Origin of the sequence: Fibrella aquatica (assembly GCF_041321135.1) — a bacterium.
In the GTDB taxonomy this organism is placed as follows: domain Bacteria; phylum Bacteroidota; class Bacteroidia; order Cytophagales; family Spirosomataceae; genus Fibrella; species Fibrella aquatica.
This window is the reverse complement of record NZ_JBGGWF010000017.1, coordinates 84,759-102,323: the sequence shown is the minus strand read 5'-3', so window position 1 is coordinate 102,323 and position 17,565 is coordinate 84,759. Positions and strand designations below refer to the sequence as shown.

General features: G+C 51.3%; 14 protein-coding genes. 7 read left to right on the top strand and 7 right to left on the bottom strand.

Annotation, left to right across the window (positions count from 1 at the left end; genetic code table 11):
* Nucleotides 1–159: 159 nt before the first annotated feature.
* The 4 genes from ACAW87_RS24540 (at nucleotide 160) to ACAW87_RS24525 (ending at nucleotide 3,824) form a co-directional block, all read left to right on the top strand.
* Complete coding sequence (locus ACAW87_RS24540; RefSeq protein ID WP_370726303.1) at nucleotides 160–1,191, top strand: dipeptide epimerase; 1,032 nt, start codon at nucleotides 160–162, stop codon at nucleotides 1,189–1,191.
* Nucleotides 1,192–1,225: 34 nt separating this feature from the next.
* Nucleotides 1,226–2,308 (top strand): aminotransferase class I/II-fold pyridoxal phosphate-dependent enzyme, encoded by a 1,083-nt coding sequence (locus tag ACAW87_RS24535; protein ID WP_370726302.1) that lies wholly within the window; start codon nucleotides 1,226–1,228, stop codon nucleotides 2,306–2,308.
* 127 nt (nucleotides 2,309–2,435) lie between these two features.
* Entirely contained in the window at nucleotides 2,436–2,957 is a 522-nt protein-coding gene (locus tag ACAW87_RS24530) for a Sec62 family protein translocation protein (RefSeq protein ID WP_370726301.1), read from the top strand.
* A 72-nt stretch (nucleotides 2,958–3,029) separates the two neighbouring features.
* Nucleotides 3,030–3,824: a lytic transglycosylase domain-containing protein gene (locus ACAW87_RS24525; RefSeq protein WP_370726300.1), complete on the top strand. Its 795-nt coding sequence runs from the start codon at nucleotides 3,030–3,032 to the stop codon at nucleotides 3,822–3,824.
* A gap of 120 nt (nucleotides 3,825–3,944) precedes the next feature.
* Here the strand turns inward: ACAW87_RS24525 and ACAW87_RS24520 are convergent, their stop codons facing one another.
* The 3 genes from ACAW87_RS24520 to mutS form a co-directional block, all read right to left on the bottom strand.
* Nucleotides 3,945–4,400, bottom strand: coding sequence for a YybH family protein (locus ACAW87_RS24520; RefSeq protein WP_370726299.1), 456 nt, complete (start codon nucleotides 4,398–4,400; stop codon nucleotides 3,945–3,947).
* Between the two features lie 109 nt (nucleotides 4,401–4,509).
* A complete protein-coding gene (locus ACAW87_RS24515) occupies nucleotides 4,510–5,046 on the bottom strand; it encodes a YMGG-like glycine zipper-containing protein (RefSeq protein WP_370726298.1) in 537 nt (178 codons plus the stop codon).
* A 204-nt stretch (nucleotides 5,047–5,250) separates the two neighbouring features.
* Nucleotides 5,251–7,902 (bottom strand): DNA mismatch repair protein MutS, encoded by a 2,652-nt coding sequence (mutS, locus tag ACAW87_RS24510; protein ID WP_370726297.1) that lies wholly within the window; start codon nucleotides 7,900–7,902, stop codon nucleotides 5,251–5,253.
* Nucleotides 7,903–8,058: 156 nt separating this feature from the next.
* Here mutS and ACAW87_RS24505 point away from each other — a divergent pair, with 156 nt between their 5' ends.
* From ACAW87_RS24505 to ACAW87_RS24495, 3 genes are all read left to right on the top strand, one after another.
* Entirely contained in the window at nucleotides 8,059–8,601 is a 543-nt protein-coding gene (locus ACAW87_RS24505) for an RNA methyltransferase (protein WP_370726296.1), read from the top strand.
* Between the two features lie 65 nt (nucleotides 8,602–8,666).
* Nucleotides 8,667–9,182: a hypothetical protein gene (locus ACAW87_RS24500; protein ID WP_370726295.1), complete on the top strand. Its 516-nt coding sequence runs from the start codon at nucleotides 8,667–8,669 to the stop codon at nucleotides 9,180–9,182.
* Between the two features lie 171 nt (nucleotides 9,183–9,353).
* Nucleotides 9,354–10,247 (top strand): sensor histidine kinase, encoded by an 894-nt coding sequence (locus ACAW87_RS24495; protein ID WP_370726294.1) that lies wholly within the window; start codon nucleotides 9,354–9,356, stop codon nucleotides 10,245–10,247.
* Nucleotides 10,248–10,351: 104 nt separating this feature from the next.
* On the opposite strand, the gene ACAW87_RS24490 is transcribed toward ACAW87_RS24495, so the two are convergent.
* The 4 genes from ACAW87_RS24490 to ACAW87_RS24475 all read right to left on the bottom strand — a co-directional run bounded on the left by ACAW87_RS24490 (nucleotide 10,352) and on the right by ACAW87_RS24475 (nucleotide 17,506).
* Nucleotides 10,352–11,278: an alpha/beta fold hydrolase gene (locus ACAW87_RS24490; protein WP_370726293.1), complete on the bottom strand. Its 927-nt coding sequence runs from the start codon at nucleotides 11,276–11,278 to the stop codon at nucleotides 10,352–10,354.
* Between the two features lie 164 nt (nucleotides 11,279–11,442).
* Nucleotides 11,443–15,330: a PVC-type heme-binding CxxCH protein gene (locus ACAW87_RS24485; protein WP_370726292.1), complete on the bottom strand. Its 3,888-nt coding sequence runs from the start codon at nucleotides 15,328–15,330 to the stop codon at nucleotides 11,443–11,445.
* 101 nt (nucleotides 15,331–15,431) lie between these two features.
* A complete protein-coding gene (locus tag ACAW87_RS24480) occupies nucleotides 15,432–16,541 on the bottom strand; it encodes a Gfo/Idh/MocA family protein (protein ID WP_370726291.1) in 1,110 nt (369 codons plus the stop codon).
* A 47-nt stretch (nucleotides 16,542–16,588) separates the two neighbouring features.
* A complete protein-coding gene (locus tag ACAW87_RS24475) occupies nucleotides 16,589–17,506 on the bottom strand; it encodes a sugar phosphate isomerase/epimerase family protein (protein ID WP_370726290.1) in 918 nt (305 codons plus the stop codon).
* Between the last annotated feature and the right edge of the window lie 59 nt (nucleotides 17,507–17,565).

Sequence of the window (17,565 nt, the reverse complement as noted above, 5' to 3'; positions counted from 1 at the left end):
GTTGCGGTTGCGCTGCTGAATCACCACTAGGTACTATAGCAGCGCAACCGCAACGGCGGACCGTCTTAATTCTTAATTCTTAACCGCAGCGGCGGACCGTTCTTAATTGATACACCGGCAAGTTAAGCGCGTTTGGGGCGGAATGCGTAATTTGAGGGCATGGAATTGCTGTTACACCGCTTTGATCTGCATTTGCGCCACACGTTCACCATTGCCCACGACAGTCGCGATGTGCAGAAAACGCTGATTGTTGAACTGCGCGATGGCCTGTTAAGTGGGTTCGGCGAAGCTACAGAAAACCCGTATTACGGAATTACGATAGACCGGATGATCACCGACCTCGATCAACTTCGTCCCCTCATTGAATCGGGCAAATGGCATACAGCCGAACAGCTTTGGGGTAAGGTGCATGAGGCAGTGAAGACAAATCCGTTTGCGCAATGTGCTCTCGACGAAGCGGCCCACGATTTGGTAGCCAAACGGGCCGGAAAACCACTGTATGCGCAGTGGGGGCTTGACCCAACGCATATTCCACTCACCAATTTCACCATTGGCATCGATACGCCTGCCATTATGCTGCGCAAAATGCAGGAGATGCCCTGGCCACTCTACAAAATAAAATTGGGCGGTACTCTGCTAGGCCATGGCGATGATGATCTGACACTTCTCTCGTTGCTTCGGCAACATACCGATGCCCGTTTTAGAGTTGACGCCAATTGCGGCTGGACCGTTGATCAAACCCTGGCCTACGCCCCCAGACTGGTTGAACTTGGCGTCGAATTTATTGAGCAACCCTTACCCGCCAATGATTGGGCTGGTATGGCCCGGCTTCTTGTCGAAAGTCCATTGCCTATCATAGCCGATGAAAGCTGTATTGTAGAAGCTGACATAGCCCGATGTGCCGATTTTTTCCATGGCATAAACATTAAACTAACTAAGTGTGGCGGACTAACGCCAGCCCGACGAATGATTGCCGAAGCCCGCCAACGCGGTTTGCGCGTAATGGTTGGCTGCATGACCGAATCGAGCGTGGGTATTTCGGCTATTGCCCAGTTGCTTCCTCTGCTCGATTACGTAGATATGGATGGTTCACTGCTTATCAGCAACGACCCGGCTACGGGGGTTACTTTCGATTTTGGTCAGGTACGTTACGCGGCAGAAAACGGTACCGGAGCAGCGTTGATAGGGTGATCTTTTCTATTAAATAGTTGATTGGTAATTAAGTATGGGTTCAACGTTGTCGGCTACGGCTCCCGTTTTTCAGATTGATCACCTGCCTGACCGTTTCATTCAGCACCAGGGGCAGGATTATCTTTTTTTCTCGGGTACGTCCTATCTTGGTATGGCGCAAAACCGGGCAATGCAGGCATTGTTGTCCGATGGTGTGCAGCGTTATGGGTTGCATTTTGGCTCGTCGCGCAACGGTAATCTCCAACTGGCTGTTTTTGAGGCTGCCGAAGCCAAGTTGGCTGAATTGGCGGGGGCTCCGGCCGCACTGACAGTATCATCGGGTATGTTGGCCGGGCAAGTGGTGGTAAACTGGTTAGCAAGCGTCGTTAGTTCCCAAAGCGTTGGTTATCAGGCACCGGGTACCCATCCGGCGCTTTGGCAGCCCTTGCTGAATGCACAGGCTGATTGGTTACCAATGCAACAGGAGGGCGTGAGCCCTGCCTACATACTGACCAACTCAGTAGATGCAATTCGGTCGGTAACAGACTCGTTCGACTGGCTTTCGAAGCTGCCCACCAACCAAACGATTTATGTGGTCATAGATGATTCGCACGGCTTGGGAATTTTAAACAATGGGCAGGGAATATGGCCACAACTGACTCAAAGGCTAGCGGATCATCAGAACGTGCGGTTGATTGTCACAGCCTCTTTAGCCAAGGCAATGGGCTTGCCCGGGGGCGTAATTTTTAGTGACCCGGCCACATTAGCGGCCCTGCGACGAACGGCTTATTTCGGGGCGTGTTCACCCATGCCACCTGCCTATGCGTACGCTTATCTGAATGCCGATACGCTCTATGCCGAAGCCCGCGAGCGATTAACCCAGAACGTTTCTCTGGCCGAACAGCTACTTGGCTCAACAGGTCTGTTCAAACAGGCCAAAGGCTATCCCGTTTTTTATACGGAGCACGACGACATAGCGCCCAAACTGCTCAATAATGGCATTTTTGTTTATTCTTTTGCCTACCCAACCGCCGCTGATAAAACCAATACCCGAATCGTTATTAGTGCGTTTCACGAATCCGAAGACGTTGAGATGCTGGCTGCTCTGCTACTATCACCTGTCGTACCGGCTTCTTAAACGCCTTGCCAACTCCTGGTTCTTTGATTTTCTTCCAAAAAGAGTAGCTAGAAATTGTCTGGTATTTATGGAATGTAAACCGTTTTTTTATCAACGAAAAAAACGCTCGTAAACCCTTTTAAACGCCATGAAAACTCTTACTGTCGCTCAGATTAATCAGCTACGCACCCACCTGCACAGGGCTGGTGCAACGCCTGCTCAGGCAACTACCCTGTTACCCCTGTTCAGTCAGGAAATTGAGCACTTCATGTGGATCGGTTTACCCTTCGAGGCATCGCTGGATAAGGTTCAGCTCGAGGCGGATGATAACCCAGTGCAGTATCTGCAACAGAAACACGCCATTTCTTCATCGGCCTCAGAAACAATGCTGGAAGAGCTTGATCTTGACGAAATTGTGTTTGCCAACCGGAATCGGGCCTACGGTGCCTATGACCTTCGCAAAGCATACAACCGCGCCGTAGTCAATGCCTTGCTGTTGACGATTGGCATTGTGTTGATGGTATTAGCGGCTATAGAAGCGTATCAGCAGAAAAGATGGGTATACGTGAGCCTTGGTGGTGGGGCCTGGATTGCGGGTATCTTTCTGGTTGCTTTTGCCAGTTTCCGCTTCTACATTGAACGTATCACGCTGATTACGAACGAAGAATAGCAAAATAATCAGCAACAGGGCACTAACTTTCCTGCAAGGAGCGTTATCTCTATTCACCAAGTAGAGTACGTTTTGCTTAAAAAGATTGGTTTCTCCTTGCTGATGGCATTTGCCCGGCCTGCTGCTGTAACAGCTACGAAAATTAACACTGCGCCTCTTGCGCCTCAGAAAAACACTCGAGATCAGCCAACATTGCTGGTCGTAAACAACCCCGCTGCTACGCTCACCAGACCAGCCTGGCCCAACGGAAGCAGTCTGCTACCAACCGATGTGGAGTTTCCGTTGCTCGACGTAGATTTTTGCGGCGAGGTAATGCCCTTTGAACAAGCCGATGTTGTATCGCGCTGGAAGCATGTGTTTACGTTGTTTAGACCACAATCGCCCAAGATCGATGCGCTACAAAAACGCGCTGATTCGTTCTTTCCAATGGTTGATTCTACACTGGCGGCCTATGATATTCCGGCCGATTTTAAATACATACCCCTAGCCGAGAGCGGTCTAAAACCTCGTGCGGTATCACCGAAAGGGGCAGGGGGGTATTGGCAACTGATGCCGGCAACGGCCCGCGAACTAGGTTTGAAAGTGGGTGGCAAAAACGACGAACGATTTAATGCCCAGAAGGCGACCGTAGCAGCTTGTAAATACTTGCGCAAGCTGTACGCTCAGTTTGGGTCCTGGTCGTTGGTAGCCGCCGCTTATAATGTGGGTCCGGGCTACATGAAGGCTCAGTTGAAAAAACAGGCCGACTGTTCGTATTACCAGATGAAACTTCCCCGCGAAACCCGATACTACCTATTTCGGGTGTTGCTATACAAAGAAATACTCTCCCGCCCCACCGATTACACCGCTTATTTAACGGGAGTATAAAAGGAAATGTCGTTTGCCTACGGCGTCATTAAGTGGTCATTCATAGTCATTAATAAACTAACAATTAATGATTATGAATGACCACTTAATGACGCCGTAGGCAAACGACATTTTTTATGTTTATTGCTTCGCCTTAACGGGTAAACCTTCCAGTTGCGCGTAACTCAGTTTCCAGCTGTCATCGGCGGCTTTTTTCCAGAGCAGCATAAAGTTACCTGAGCCCAACCCGCCCGGCTCGCCCGCCACTTCGGGCAATACATCGACGGAGTACGTACCTGCTTCATACGCTACCTGGGTATCGGCGGCTGTACTAACCGTGCTGAGCTTTAAATTGCCAATGGTCGGCATAGTGGCCCGAACCCATTTGTCAGCTACTTCTGACTTGCCGGCAAATCGGGTTTCACCCTGAAGAAACTGGACGTTATCGTCGAGCAAACCGACGACTTTTTCGGCTTCCTTGTTATTCCAGGCCTGAATAAACTGCTGATTGAGCGCTTCTACTTTAGCGGGTTCGCCGCCTTTGTTACAGGCTGCAAACAGAAAGGCAAGCGCAAAAAATTGTGCTATCGTTTTCATAAGAAATGGTGTCTTGCGTGGATGATTGGGAAATCGGATACTGGCTATTAGATACTAGACTAAATCTGTCTGATTCTTATCCAACATCCAGTATCCAAGATCTAATTGATTACCAGCTTTTCCGGCGGTATTCTGATGTTGGATAGGCCGTGCCCGGATCACCATATGCTGTGTTGAGCAAAAAACCGTTTCGTACTAACGGAACTGTAACTGGCTCTGGACCGGCCAATAGAGAGTTTTGCGAGGCGGCAACTGCTGCACCAGCGGCAACGGCAGCAACTGGTGCGGCCTTGGCTACGCTTGCCTTACGATTCGATGTGCCTGAACGGAGTTCGCGGTTTTCGGTAGCTGTACGGGCGGCAAATTCGCGGTCTTCGGCGGCGCGGGCGGCAGCGGCGGCTTTCTTGTTGCGGTTACTGATCACTTTGCCAACACCATAACCGGCAGCGGCACCAGCGGCCAAACCTACACCGGCACCTACCTTGCGGTCACGTTTGTGAATAAGGGCTCCGGCTACACCCCCCACGCCTGCACCAATGGCAGTACCTTTTGCCTCGGGGTTCCACTTGCGTTGGGCATTAGCGAAAGGGCTTACGAAAACAGCCACCAAAAGAGCAAGAGCTATAATACGTTGATTCGTTTTCATCTCTACAGTTGTTTTAAGCGTGAATAAGTACTTGTCTGCATCTTGGACAGGAAGCTGTTCTCAAGGTTTAAACAAGTATCTAATCAGACCTATATTCAACGTAGGATAGATAGGGATTGTTTGCGATCACTGCTCATCATGAGCAATTGTTTATATAAGCAGGCGTTAATTCGCTAATGGCGCTTTCGGTCAAGTAAGTTCTGCTCATTCGAGCAATTTGAGCAATTCATTCAACTTGAGCAGGGCTTCAATAGGAGTAAGGCGATTTACGTCGATCGTACGCAGTTTTTCTTTAATGGCTTCTGATTTTGGGTCACCTGCTTCAATGATGCGTAGCGCCAACTCGCGCTCGTTGCCTGAGCCCGCTTCGCGGATTGCTTCCTTATTGCCTTCGCGCTGATGTGATGCCTCCAGTTGGGTCAGAATGTGGGCCGCCCGTTTTACCACGCTACCCGGCATTCCCGCCATTTGTGCCACGTGAATACCAAAGGAGTGTTCCGAGCCACCTTCCTTTAATTTGCGAAGGAAAATGACTTTGTTGCCCACTTCTTTTACCGCCACATTGTAGTTCCGAATACGGGGAAGATCGGCAGCCAGATCGTTCAATTCGTGGTAGTGAGTGGCAAACAGCGTTTTGGGCCTACAGTCAGTGTTGTGCATGTACTCAGTAATGGCCCAGGCAATCGATACGCCATCGTAGGTGCTGGTACCTCGCCCGATCTCATCCATCAACACCAGGCTGCGCTCGCTGAGGTTATTTAGAATACTGGCCGTTTCGGTCATTTCGACCATAAACGTGCTCTCTCCCCGCGACAGGTTATCGGAGGCGCCTACCCGCGTGAAGATCTTATCGACGATGCCAATCTCGGCCGATGAGGCAGGCACGAAACTGCCCGCCTGCGCCATCAGTACAATCAGGGCTACCTGCCGCAGCAGCGCCGATTTACCCGCCATGTTGGGACCTGTAATGACAATGATTTGCTGCGTTTCATCGTCGAGGTGTACATCGTTGGGTACGTAGGGTTCGCCTGGAGGTAGTTGTTGTTCAATAACCGGGTGGCGGCCATCTTTGATCGTCAGGGCTTTGCTGTCGTTCAGTACCGGGCGAACGTACCTATTTTTTACCGCTACTTTCGCAAATGACGATAAGACATCGAGCACCGAAATAACACGCGCATTCTGCTGAATGGCGGCCACGTATTCACCCGTTGCGGCTACCAGTTCGGCGAACATCCGGGTTTCGATACTGAAAATCTGGTCTTCAGCGTTCAGGATTTTTTCTTCATACACTTTCAACTCCGGCGTAATGTAGCGCTCTGCGTTGACCAGCGTCTGCTTCCGAATCCAGTCTTCGGGAACGCGGTTTTTGTGTGCGTTGGTTACTTCCAGGTAGTATCCAAACACCTTATTATAAGCAATTTTAAGTGAAGAGATTCCTGTACGCTGTACTTCGCGCTCCTGCAACTGTAGCAGGTATTCTTTACCCGAATAAGCCAGTTTGTGCAGTTCATCGAGCTCCTCGTTGATACCTGTGCGAATCATGTTACCCTGATTGGAAAGCACCGGTGGATCGTCGCGGAGTTCGGCTTCGATTCGATCGAGCAAAAAGGCAAGGGGATTAAGCTGGTCGGCGTATTTTTTCAATGATGGAGCGTCGGCATGCTGATTCAGCGCCGTTATCAGCATTTCCTTTATTGGCAAAACATGTTGCAACGACCGTTTCAACTGCACCATCTCGCGCGGATTGATGCGCCGTACGGCCACTTTAGAGACTAGCCGTTCCAGGTCGCCGATCTGTTTGAGGTGGCTCAGCATGGTGTCCAGCAAATCATCGTTCTGATGCAGCAACGACACCAGATTTAGCCGCTCATCGATCAGGGCACGGTCTTTCAGGGGTAGCATCAGCCATTTGCGCAGTAACCGGGCACCCATTGGCGTAACGGTCTGATCGAGAATCTGAATCAGTGGAATACCGCCTTCCTGTTGGGCGGCAACCAGTTCGAGGTTACGAATGGTGAACCGGTCGAGCCAAACGTACCTGTCTTCTTCCAGCCGCGTGACGCGCTGAATGTGTTGCAGGTCTTTGTGTTCGGTTTCGTTGAGGTAATGCAGAATGACGCCGGCCGCAATAATACCATCGGGCAACCCGTCGATGCCAAACCCTTTGAGCGAAGTAGTCTGGAAATGCTGACGCAGGTAGTTATAACCAAAATCGTAGGTAAACGCCCAGTCTTCAAGTGTGAAGGTGTGAAATTTATCGCCGAAAAGGGTACCGAACTCGGCCCGATTCCTCTTGCAGTACAGCACCTCAGCTGGGTTAAAGCTTTGCAGCAGCTTGTCGATATAGGCGGCGTTGCCCTGCGAAGCCAGAAATTCACCCGTCGAAATGTCGAGGAAAGAGATGCCGAACTCATCACCGCCACTTTTGCCAAAATGCACGGCCGCCAGGTAGTTATTCCGGCGGGTGTCGAGCACATTGTCGTTGAACGAAACGCCCGGAGTAACCAACTCCGTAACCCCCCGTTTCACAATGCCTTTGGCCATTGCCGGATCTTCGAGCTGATCGCAAATGGCTACGCGTTCGCCCGCCCGTACGAGCTTGGGCAGGTGCGTATCGAGCGAGTGATGCGGAAAACCGGCAAGCTCTTCGTTCGACCCGCCATTGTTGCGTTTGGTAAGCGTAATGCCCAGAATACGACTGGTTTTAACGGCATCTTCACCAAAGGTCTCGTAGAAATCCCCCACTCGAAAGAGAAGTAGTGCGCCGGGGTACTTGGCTTTCACCTGGTTGAACTGCTTGTTGAGCGGCGTTTCTTTGGCTGGTTTCTGAGGCTTGTTGGGGGTGATCGTCTTCACTAAAATGGGGTACAGAAGTTTAAACAAATTTAGCCCATTTGAGCCGGGAAAGGAAGTGTTTTCTAGAACACCTCTGATAGGTCGAGTTAGTCAATGTAGCGGTCAGGCGTGAAGAAAACGCTGTTTGCTTAGTCGCTCTGTGTTTACTTTGCCTTTATGAACAACCCGCGTAAGCTCAGCCTCGACGAACTAAATAGACTATCGGTTGATGCGTTTAAAGCCGCCGACAAGTTTCCTTACTGTCTGTTACTCGATGATATTCGTAGTTTGAATAATGTAGGCTCGGTGTTCAGAACAGCCGATGCTTTTCGGGCCAATACGCTGTATTTATGTGGTATCACCGGTACACCTCCTCACCGCGACATTACGAAAACAGCCATCGGCGCGACCGAATCAGTAAATTGGCAACACGCCCCCGATATTGATGAGTTGGTTGGTGAATTGCAGGTACGTGGTTACGTTATTGTGGCGATTGAACAGGCGACTGATAGTATAATGCTACCGGAGTTTCGCCCCGACCTGACTAAACAATATGCTTTCGTATTCGGCAATGAAGTAATGGGTGTTCGGGAAAGTGTAGTGAAACGGGCCGATCACGTAGTCGAAATCCCTCAATTTGGTACTAAGCACTCGCTAAACATTGCCGTAACGGCGGGAATTATTTGCTATGATTTCGTAAATAAGATAACAAAAACTTAACATTGGGCTTTTGTTTGTCCCTAAAAATTCGTATTCCTTTGTAGATTTTTTATCTATTGAAAACCATGGCTAAAAGCAACAAAAAACAGACCCCAACCAATTCATTGGCGGCAGACATTCTCACTGTAGTAGAAGCAAAAGTAACTGAGGCAGGAAAAGCTACCAAAAAAGTGAAGAAGACGATTGAAAAGGCCGCCGAAAAATTGGCCAAACGTCTGAGCAAACTGGTGGAGAAGGAAAAGAAGCAGCTCGGCAAGTTGACCGAGAAGGTGGCAAAGAAGGAAGAGAAGAAGGCACACAAAGAAGCCAAAAAAGCAATTAAGAACGCTGCCAAGGCCGAGAAGAATGCCTCTCGTACCAAGGCCAAGAAGGTAAAGAAAGACGAAGCCCCCGCTGCACCCGTGCTGAAAGCAGTGCCGCTCCCTACAACAACGCCTAAAGAAAGTGCCCCCGCTACGCCTAAACCCAAACCAGCTGCCCGGCCACGAACTGCCGCGCCAACTACCCGGAAGACAGCCCCAGCTACTCAACCAACTACCGTAGAATCAACCACAACGACTTCTGAAGAGTCTGGCTCTTAGGTAGAAATATCAATTTTAGTATACTAGTAATTAGCCCGCATTGCCGGGCTTTTTTTATTTATAATAAAATATCGACATTGGTATGTGACGGAATGGTATAACTTTACGTCTATAGCCCCGGCCTCTTAGTCTCCGGGCTATATACACTTTCGGTATCCAACTCCGCCGTCTATGAATAATATAGCTACGTATGTTGTACGCAACTTGTACTATGGATTACTTGTAATCACAACGTTTGCGATATCAGTATATTTTGCACCCGATGTACAACGATTAGGATGGTATTTGTGGGTATCACTGGCGGGTATGTGTTGTGTAATTGGTTATTTCATGTGGCGCAATGCCCGTGAGCATCAGATGCCATACGTACACAAAGAAGTACTGGATACTATTGTTCATGAGTTCCAAACGCCTATATCAGCCATCAAGATGGCGGCCGATATTCTGGCCACTCCATTTGGCAGGTCATCGCAGGAACGTACCGACAAGTATATTCATATTATTCAGGAAGAAACTCAGCGATTACAGCAGCAGGTCGATGTGATGCTGAGTTTGGCGCGGGCCGACCGTGATCGGTTAGCCATTAACGTAGACGCCGTTAATGTACACGATCTGATAAAGTCTATCGCCGAACGACATGGACCTTATCTGAAATTGAGATTGCAGGCTACGCAACCTATTCTACTGGCCGACAAAATGCACCTGACGAATGTACTGCATAATTTGCTCGACAATGCCGTAAAATATAGCCCTGGCGAACCCGAACTAATTATTCAGACAGAGGGGGACCGATCTAACCTGATGGTTGCTGTGATTGATCGTGGGTTAGGCATTCCTAAACACTTGCAACGAAAAATTTTCAAACCCTTTTACCGGATCAGCGAGAATAATCAGGCGAGCGTAAAAGGATTTGGACTTGGGTTAAGCTATGTTCAGCGAATTGTTGAAGCGCACGCCTGGCATCTTGAATTAACCAGCGAAGTTGGGAAGGGTAGCGAGTTTAAAATTCGTTGTCCCAAGGCTACATTAGCCCCTTCTATTCATTTATCTGAGAGCAGAGTGTAATCCGGTTATTTTAGAACGTACCTGAGTTCATGTAAAAAGGCCGATTGTAGACGAATCTACAATCGGCCTTTTTGTTGTTTCAACCCGTCGTTGACAACCCTAGCTTAGTAGGTCACAGCGGAGGTGGTTTGGTAGGAAGAAGCTCCTGCCTGAACGAATGAAAGCAGATCTTCATTGAGCTGATCTTTCGCCGTTACAAACAAACCGTGTGGTTCGCCGTCGTAAATCTTGTACTCAGCCTGTGGCAACAATTCGTGTGATTTATCACCCGACGATTCGATGGGCACCGTCTTGTCATCATCGCCGTGAATGATCAGCGTGGGCACCGTAATTGTGCTCATGTCGGCCCGGAAATCGGTTGATGAGAATGCCTTTGCGCAATCGAGTGTGGCTTTTGGTGAAGCCAGCGAAGCCAACAAGAAATCATGGTTTAGATGAGCCTGACTAACCGGGTTGCTCAACAGACCCACGCCGTAGAACTGCTTGGCAAATGTTTCCAGAAACGCATACCGGTCTTTCTGTATGTCTTCGGCCATCGAGTCAAACGTGTCTTGTGGCACACCGTCGGGGTTGTCGTCAGTTTGAAGCATGTATGGTGTTACTGCACTGACAAGTACGGCTTTGCTCACGCTGGCACCACCGTGTCGGCTGAAGTAACGGGCCACTTCGCCACCACCCATCGAAAAGCCTACTAAAATAACGTTGTTGAGGTTCAACTCATCGATCACAGCTTTCAGGTCATCGGCAAAGGTGTCATAGTCGTATCCACCCCAGGGCTTCGACGATTTACCAAATCCACGGCGGTCATAAGCAACACAACGATAACCACGATCAGCAAAGTAGGCAACCTGGTTTTCCCACATTTCGTGGCTAAGCGGCCAGCCGTGAATGAAAATGATGGTTGGTTGGGTTGTCTCGGCGGCAAACGTTGTAGCCGTTGAAGTGGTATCGTATGTTGAACCTGCAACGTCCTGTACGAAGAGGTTTACTGGTTCTCCGAAACGGGAGTCGTTGGTTTGTATGTAAGGCATAACGTTGTTGAATAGGGGTTTGCTATTCATAGTATGAAACAATTGTACCTACATCTAGTCTTGCCTATCTGAGCGAATGGGCAAAAAAAATGGCAACCTTTACTGAACTACCTATAACCAGGGCTCAGTAAAAGTTGCCAATAACTGTTGGTACTAACTACCTGCTATTTTGCGGTGGTAGCGGATGGAGTAGCAGCTGTCACGGTCATCACGCCGTTCATGATGCGCCAGTGGCCGGGGAATGTGCACAGGTATGGATATTCGCCGGGTTGGTCAGGTGCTTTGAACCGGAGACGAATAGTTTGATTTGGATTTACCAGCGCGGTGGCAGCCAGAATATCAGACGACTCAGGTACGTAGTTCTTCTCGGCACCGTCTTTGGCTGTAATCATGGCGTCGGCCAGTTTACCAATCCGCTCCGTCGACTTGGGCTTACCAACCACCAGATTGTGCTGCATGGCGTCGGGGTTTTCCAACACGATGATGACCGTTTTGCCAGCCGGTACGCTGAATGTCTTCTTGTCGAAACGCATCTCTTCGCGCACTGTTTTCATCTGAATCACCACCGCATTGGGGTCTATGTCGGCGTTGGCATCACGCATTCCCCAGGCTTCGAGCAGGCGGTTCAGGCGTGGGCGGGCATCTTCCGGCAGGCTTGTGCCAATGCTGGCCAACAGCGTTTGTTGACCACTAGACAAGACCTGACGCGCTGGCTGACCCTCTGCTGACCGGGGGCGACGCACGTACGGATACCCATCTGACAAGCCTTTTACCAGCGCAAGTGCTTCATCGCTGTCGAGTTTTGTCGCGCGCTGCAACATCATCACCACCGAATCGGGTTTCGCCGTTGAGGCGTAGGCCCTTGCGGCTCTTTCGAGAGCAACCGTGCGCAGTTGAGCCGGAGCGCGGAAGCTGATCTTGGCTGTGTAGTTGTTGTTGCGGCGGTCGGCATCGGCAAACGTAACGTCTTTGTCAATGGCGATAGCCAGGCTGTACTCACCTGCTTTCTCACCCATCAGCGACAAATCACCAACCCACGGACCATTGTTCGTACGCGTAATAGCCACGGTTTCGCCGGGGGCAATGCCGCCATCAAACGTCCGGCTGACAATGTCAATTTTAGGGCCGTACGTGTCTGCATTACTTCCTTCAAAGCGCATCGTTAACGGAACGATTGTGCCCTTCGGCAGCGCTTCTGTACCCTGGTTGGTTATGTAAACCGTAGTGCGGGCAGGCTCCCGAACAACGGGGCGTAGGGGCTCCGTCACCACTTTACTCACCATCAAATCAACGCCGTTTACCGCTGTGCGTGGTCTTGCGGCTGGTGTCGGCTGTGTGGTGGCTTGCTCGTTCATAGATGGCATTGGGCCATGTTGACTGTGGTCCATTCCAGCATGCGCACTGGCTGTAGCATTCTCTTTGGCCGGACCAGCTTTGGTGATCGAACCAAGCCAGCGGTGAAGCAGTCGGGCATTGTTGCTGTTCAGCGCACAGGCGAACGCTTCAGGTAACCAACGGTCGTCGTTGCCGGCGGTTTGCCGTAGGCGCGTCAGTACAGCCTCGTCTGAAGCGGGGCTAATCGGTGATTCGCTCATGGCCAGCAGGCTGTTCAACACAACCAGTGGCTCGGCATCGTTAAGCGACTTCTGGGCCAACAGCATCTTGGCACCCTCATCGGTACGGGGCATCACTTGTACGGCCGTCTTGCGAACGCCAGCGCAAGGGTGTTTCAGAGCCTTTTCCAGTTCAGACGGTGTGATAGCGCCTAATCCATGCAGGGTCCAAAGGGCGTTTACGGCCGGTGCGTTAATGCCGATTTCGTCAACAGAAGGATCGTTCACGATGGCCCAAAGCTGAGGTGCTACGTCTTTGTTACCCCGTTCTACCAACAGCTTCTGCGCGTTCATGCGCCAGAAGAGGTTATCGTTCTTCAGCGCGGCAACCAGCCCGGCTGGTTCATTACGATTCAGTTTGGGGGCAGTATAGGTCGGAGCTTTGTTATAACCAACACGGTAGATTCGACCATGCGTGAAGTCGCGCAGGGGCGTTTCGTAGGCGTTACCCGCTCCATTTTTGAAGCCCTGTGGCACCGGGTTGTGCTGAATGATGTAGCTATACCAGTCGGCTACCCAAACGGCTCCGTCGGGCCCCACTTCGGCAAATACTGGCGCAAACCACTCGTCGGCTCCGGCCATCAGGTTGAAGCTACCGGCTCCGGTTTCGGCATCCGAAAAGTCGGTACCCTGCTTTACCATCCGGTTCTGGTGAACAATATGCCCGGTTGGTTCGCTGACAAACGCCACCTGATTCCAGTATTCTTTCGGGAATGCGCGGGCCGTGTACAGGTTATGACCAGCCGCTGCCGTAAATCCGCCAAATACATCGACCTGACGTACCCGCTCAGTAATGGGCTTCATGTCTTTGTGCGTATCGGTGCTACGGCTACCAGCCATGCTGCCGGGACGGGCGTTGAAATTCCGGTTCGGAATAGCCATGTACCAGCCGTGGCTGTTGTTGGCGGTTGAGCCAAACACGTTGCCTGTTTCGTCGAAGCCCAATCCCCAAGTGTTGTTCGAGGTATTGGTCATGTATTCGAGTTTCGATCCGTCGGGTTTGAAACGGAAGAAACCCTGGCTGAACTGAAGCGTATCGGAGCTGTTGCCCACCACGCCTTTGAAGCCCGAATAGCCTACGCTACCCCAAATCCAGTTGTCGAATCCGTAGTGCAGGTTGCTTGGGCCGGCGTGCGTATCGAACGTACCAAAGCCGGTGAACAGGATCTTCTTCTCGTCTGCTTTGTCGTCGCCGTTCGTATCGCGCAGAAACAGCATGTGCGGTGCCTGCGATACTACGAGTCCGCCATTGGCAAACGCCATCCCGGTCGGAATGCTCAGGCCATCGGCGAAGTTGGTGAACTTATCGGCTTTGCCGTCGCCATCGGTGTCTTCGCAGATCACGATCGAATCAGAGCCTCCTTCGGGTTTACGCTCGTTCGGGTAATCTTTGGTAATCAAGACATACAACCGTCCGCGCTCATCCCACGACATAGCAATGGGGTGCATCACGTTTGGTTCGTGGGCAAACAGGTTCATCGTGAAATCGACCGGTACCTGAATGTGCTTCATCGACTCTTCAGGCGAAAGCGGAAGTTGCTCCATCTGCTCGCCGGGGCGTTTTTCGTAGTTGGGCAGGTTAGCCGATTTATACGAAAACGCCTGCGGATTCAGATCGTCGTGCAGTTTCTTCACGGCATCACCTACCGACCACAGAATACCCCGTTCCAATAATTGCTGGAAAGCAGGCTGACTCCAGGTACGTTCGTCGTGACCGTAAGCCGTGTAAAAAACGCGTCCTTTACCGTAGGTACGTGTCCAGGTGTAAGGCTCTTCGGTAGCACCGGGGCGTTGGGCCGCAATGTCTTTCGCCTGATCGGCCTTGATGGGACGAACCGCCAGCACGTTGTTATCGGCCTGTAAGTGGCTGTGCAGGTACGTTTCGTCGTAGGCTTTAAACGAGGCAAGGCCCGCCGTGATTGCATTGTCGGGCTGGGTGAACCGGGTCTGGATCGTGTCCATCCGGTGCCGCCAGAACTGACCACCCACCACCTTATCGACGTATTCGGCCGAGTTGCGGAAGCAGAACGATGCGCAGTGAACCGGAATCAGGCCGTGCCCCGACGCTACGAAGTCGAGCAGAGCGCGTTCCTGCGGTTTTGGAATACTGTCCCAGTTGGCGAAGATCAGCATACCGTCATACTTCGACAGGTTTTCGGGGTTCAAATCCTCCAACTTGTCGGTATAGGTGATGTTGATACCCCGGCTTCCCAATGCAGCCATCAGTTGCGGGGCGCGTTCCATGGGTTTGTGGTGGCCTTTGTCGCCGAGAAACAAGATTTCGGTCCGGCGTGGTCCACTCTTCCGTGCCGATGCCGAGTTGGTCATCGTTTTCCCGTCCATCTCCTGACTGACCTTCGTCGGAGTACGGGTGCAGTTGGCCAGAACCAGCGCTGAGAGCGCGGTTACCAGCAGCGATCGGTTTATTGAGAAAGCCATGGGCTATACATCGTTTTCAAGTTGAATGGGTTCATTATGCACTACATGCTTAACGATGGCCGTCGACAGGCTTCTACGGCACCATCGACGGCTGTCGTTAACTACTTAAAGTCAGGCAGTTTCATGATCTCACCACCCTTCATGGCCGACTCGTGGGCCAGAATACCAACGCTTGTCCAATTGGCCGATTGAGCGGCGTTCGGAAATGGGTCGCGGTCTTCGGTAAGGGCAGTCAGGAATTCGTGTACCATGTGTGGGTGTGAGCCACCATGTCCACCGCCCTGCGTAAATGATAAGTGCTGCGTTTCGTCGGCATCGTACACACCTTTGGTTGTAAAGCGTTGAATTTCGGCGGGCAGCAAATGAGCGTAATCGGGCACCGTCACTTTCTCGGGAATTTCGGGTTCCGGCTTTTTAGCGGTATGAATCACCGGCTGTTCATCTTCGATCAACTGCCATTCGAACGATTTTTTATCGCCATACACCTCAAAGCTCTCGCGATATTGCCGGGCTACATCGAACAAAGACCGGTATACGTAAGCGGACAAGTCACTGTTTCTGAACTTGATATGAGCCGACTCTACCGCGAAGGGAGAGTTGTGAATCGCGGCCAGTTCGGGGCGAATGGTGCCCGAGCCGAAGCAGGAAACGTAGTCGGCTTCGAGGCGCAGCAGACCGGCAACCGGGCCAACGCAGTGCGTGGCGTAGTGCATAGGCGGCAGGCCGGGCCAGTAGTCGGGCCAGCCGTCCATATCCTGCTGATGGCTCGCTTTCAGGAACTGTACCTTGCCCAGCTCGCCTTTTTCGTACATCTCTTTCACGAACAGAAACTCGCGGGCGTACACCACAGTCTCCATCATCATGTATTTTTTGCCCGTTTCGCGGGTTACGCGCACAATTTCAGCACACTCTTCCACGGTGGTTGCCATGGGTACGGTGCAGGCTACGTGCTTACCGGCGCGCAGGGCTTTCAGGCTTTGTTCGGCGTGGTTCGGAATGGGTGAGTTGATATGAACGGCATCAACGTTGGGGTCGGCCAGTAGCTCGTCGTAACTGCTGTAACGTACCTGGATTCCGTAGTCGTCGCCGATTTTGTTCAGGCTGTCGACGTTACGCTGGCAAATAGCGTACATGTTGGCCAGTGGATGACGTTGGTAAATCGGGATAAATTCAGCCCCGAATCCGAGGCCAACGATAGCGATGTTAATCATTGATAATAAGCGAAATAATGAAAAAAAGGGACGGGCTGATAACCAGTTTATAACGCAATAGCTGCTTTCTCTAAGATACCGTTTGCTGCGAGATTGTGTGAAACGCCCTTGTTTAGCTTTTCTTTCAAGAAGGCGTACCCATCGCTTGCCAACTGTTCGGGCGAATCGAACATGCGACGGAAGATATGGGTGGCGGCGGCCAGTTCGGGCGGATTAGGACCAAACGCTTCGATAGCCAACGGGCCTGTGTAATCGACCTCAGCCAACGTATTCAATACATTGCTAAAATTGACCTGTCCTTTGCCAGGTGTAGATCGATCATTTTCAGAGAGTTGCACGTGAACCAGATAAGGGGCCAGCGTACGAATGGCATCGGCCATGTTTTTCTCTTCAATGTTGGCGTGGAACGTGTCGAAGGCGGCGCGGCAATAAGGATGGTCAACCGCCTCGATGTACCGAAGTGTATCGTCGGCGCAGGTAAGCAGGTACGTTTCAAACCGGTTCAACGACTCTATCGCCAGCATGACGTCCTGTTGCTGTGCGTGTTCAGCAATGGCGTACATACTGTCGACCGACCAGTTCCACTCGTCGGCGGTGGCAGGTTTGCCGGAGAACGTTTTAAAACCGGCAAAAAAAGGGCCCATCAGGATTGTTGAGCCAGCGGCGGCAGAGCAATCGACGACTTGCTTCAGGTACGTTACGCCTGCCTTGCGCACCGCCGCGTCGGGACTTAGCAGCGTCAGTTCGGGGGGAAGTAACGAGCACGTCTGAACGGCCAGACCCAATGCGGTTGCCTGTTGGCCAAGGCGCTGCCATTTTGCCAGATCAGGAGAGCCGCCCGGTGTGGTGCCGACGGGCATTTCTACAAAGTCGAATCCGGTTCGTTTCAGGTACGTTAAGGTATCCGATAGATCTTCATCCATGGTCATCGTCCAGGTAAACAGGTTCATGCCAAGCCGATTCATGCGCAGGTGGTTATAAGGTTCGTACTACTGATTCAGGAAATACTTCTACAAAGCTATTC

Bases quoted from the DNA above. Each gene is read 5' to 3' on its own strand.
- ACAW87_RS24475 (WP_370726290.1), bottom strand. From the start codon at position 17,506: ATGAATCGGCTTGGCATGAACCTGTTTACCTGGACGATGACCATGGAT.
- ACAW87_RS24495 (WP_370726294.1), top strand. From the start codon at position 9,354: ATGAATAATATAGCTACGTATGTTGTACGCAACTTGTACTATGGATTA.
- ACAW87_RS24515 (WP_370726298.1), bottom strand. From the start codon at position 5,046: ATGAAAACGAATCAACGTATTATAGCTCTTGCTCTTTTGGTGGCTGTT.
- ACAW87_RS24480 (WP_370726291.1), bottom strand. From the start codon at position 16,541: ATGATTAACATCGCTATCGTTGGCCTCGGATTCGGGGCTGAATTTATC.
- ACAW87_RS24505 (WP_370726296.1), top strand. From the start codon at position 8,059: ATGAACAACCCGCGTAAGCTCAGCCTCGACGAACTAAATAGACTATCG.
- ACAW87_RS24535 (WP_370726302.1), top strand. From the start codon at position 1,226: ATGGGTTCAACGTTGTCGGCTACGGCTCCCGTTTTTCAGATTGATCAC.
- ACAW87_RS24500 (WP_370726295.1), top strand. From the start codon at position 8,667: ATGGCTAAAAGCAACAAAAAACAGACCCCAACCAATTCATTGGCGGCA.
- ACAW87_RS24540 (WP_370726303.1), top strand. From the start codon at position 160: ATGGAATTGCTGTTACACCGCTTTGATCTGCATTTGCGCCACACGTTC.
- ACAW87_RS24490 (WP_370726293.1), bottom strand. From the start codon at position 11,278: ATGCCTTACATACAAACCAACGACTCCCGTTTCGGAGAACCAGTAAAC.
- ACAW87_RS24530 (WP_370726301.1), top strand. From the start codon at position 2,436: ATGAAAACTCTTACTGTCGCTCAGATTAATCAGCTACGCACCCACCTG.
- ACAW87_RS24520 (WP_370726299.1), bottom strand. From the start codon at position 4,400: ATGAAAACGATAGCACAATTTTTTGCGCTTGCCTTTCTGTTTGCAGCC.
- ACAW87_RS24485 (WP_370726292.1), bottom strand. From the start codon at position 15,330: ATGGCTTTCTCAATAAACCGATCGCTGCTGGTAACCGCGCTCTCAGCG.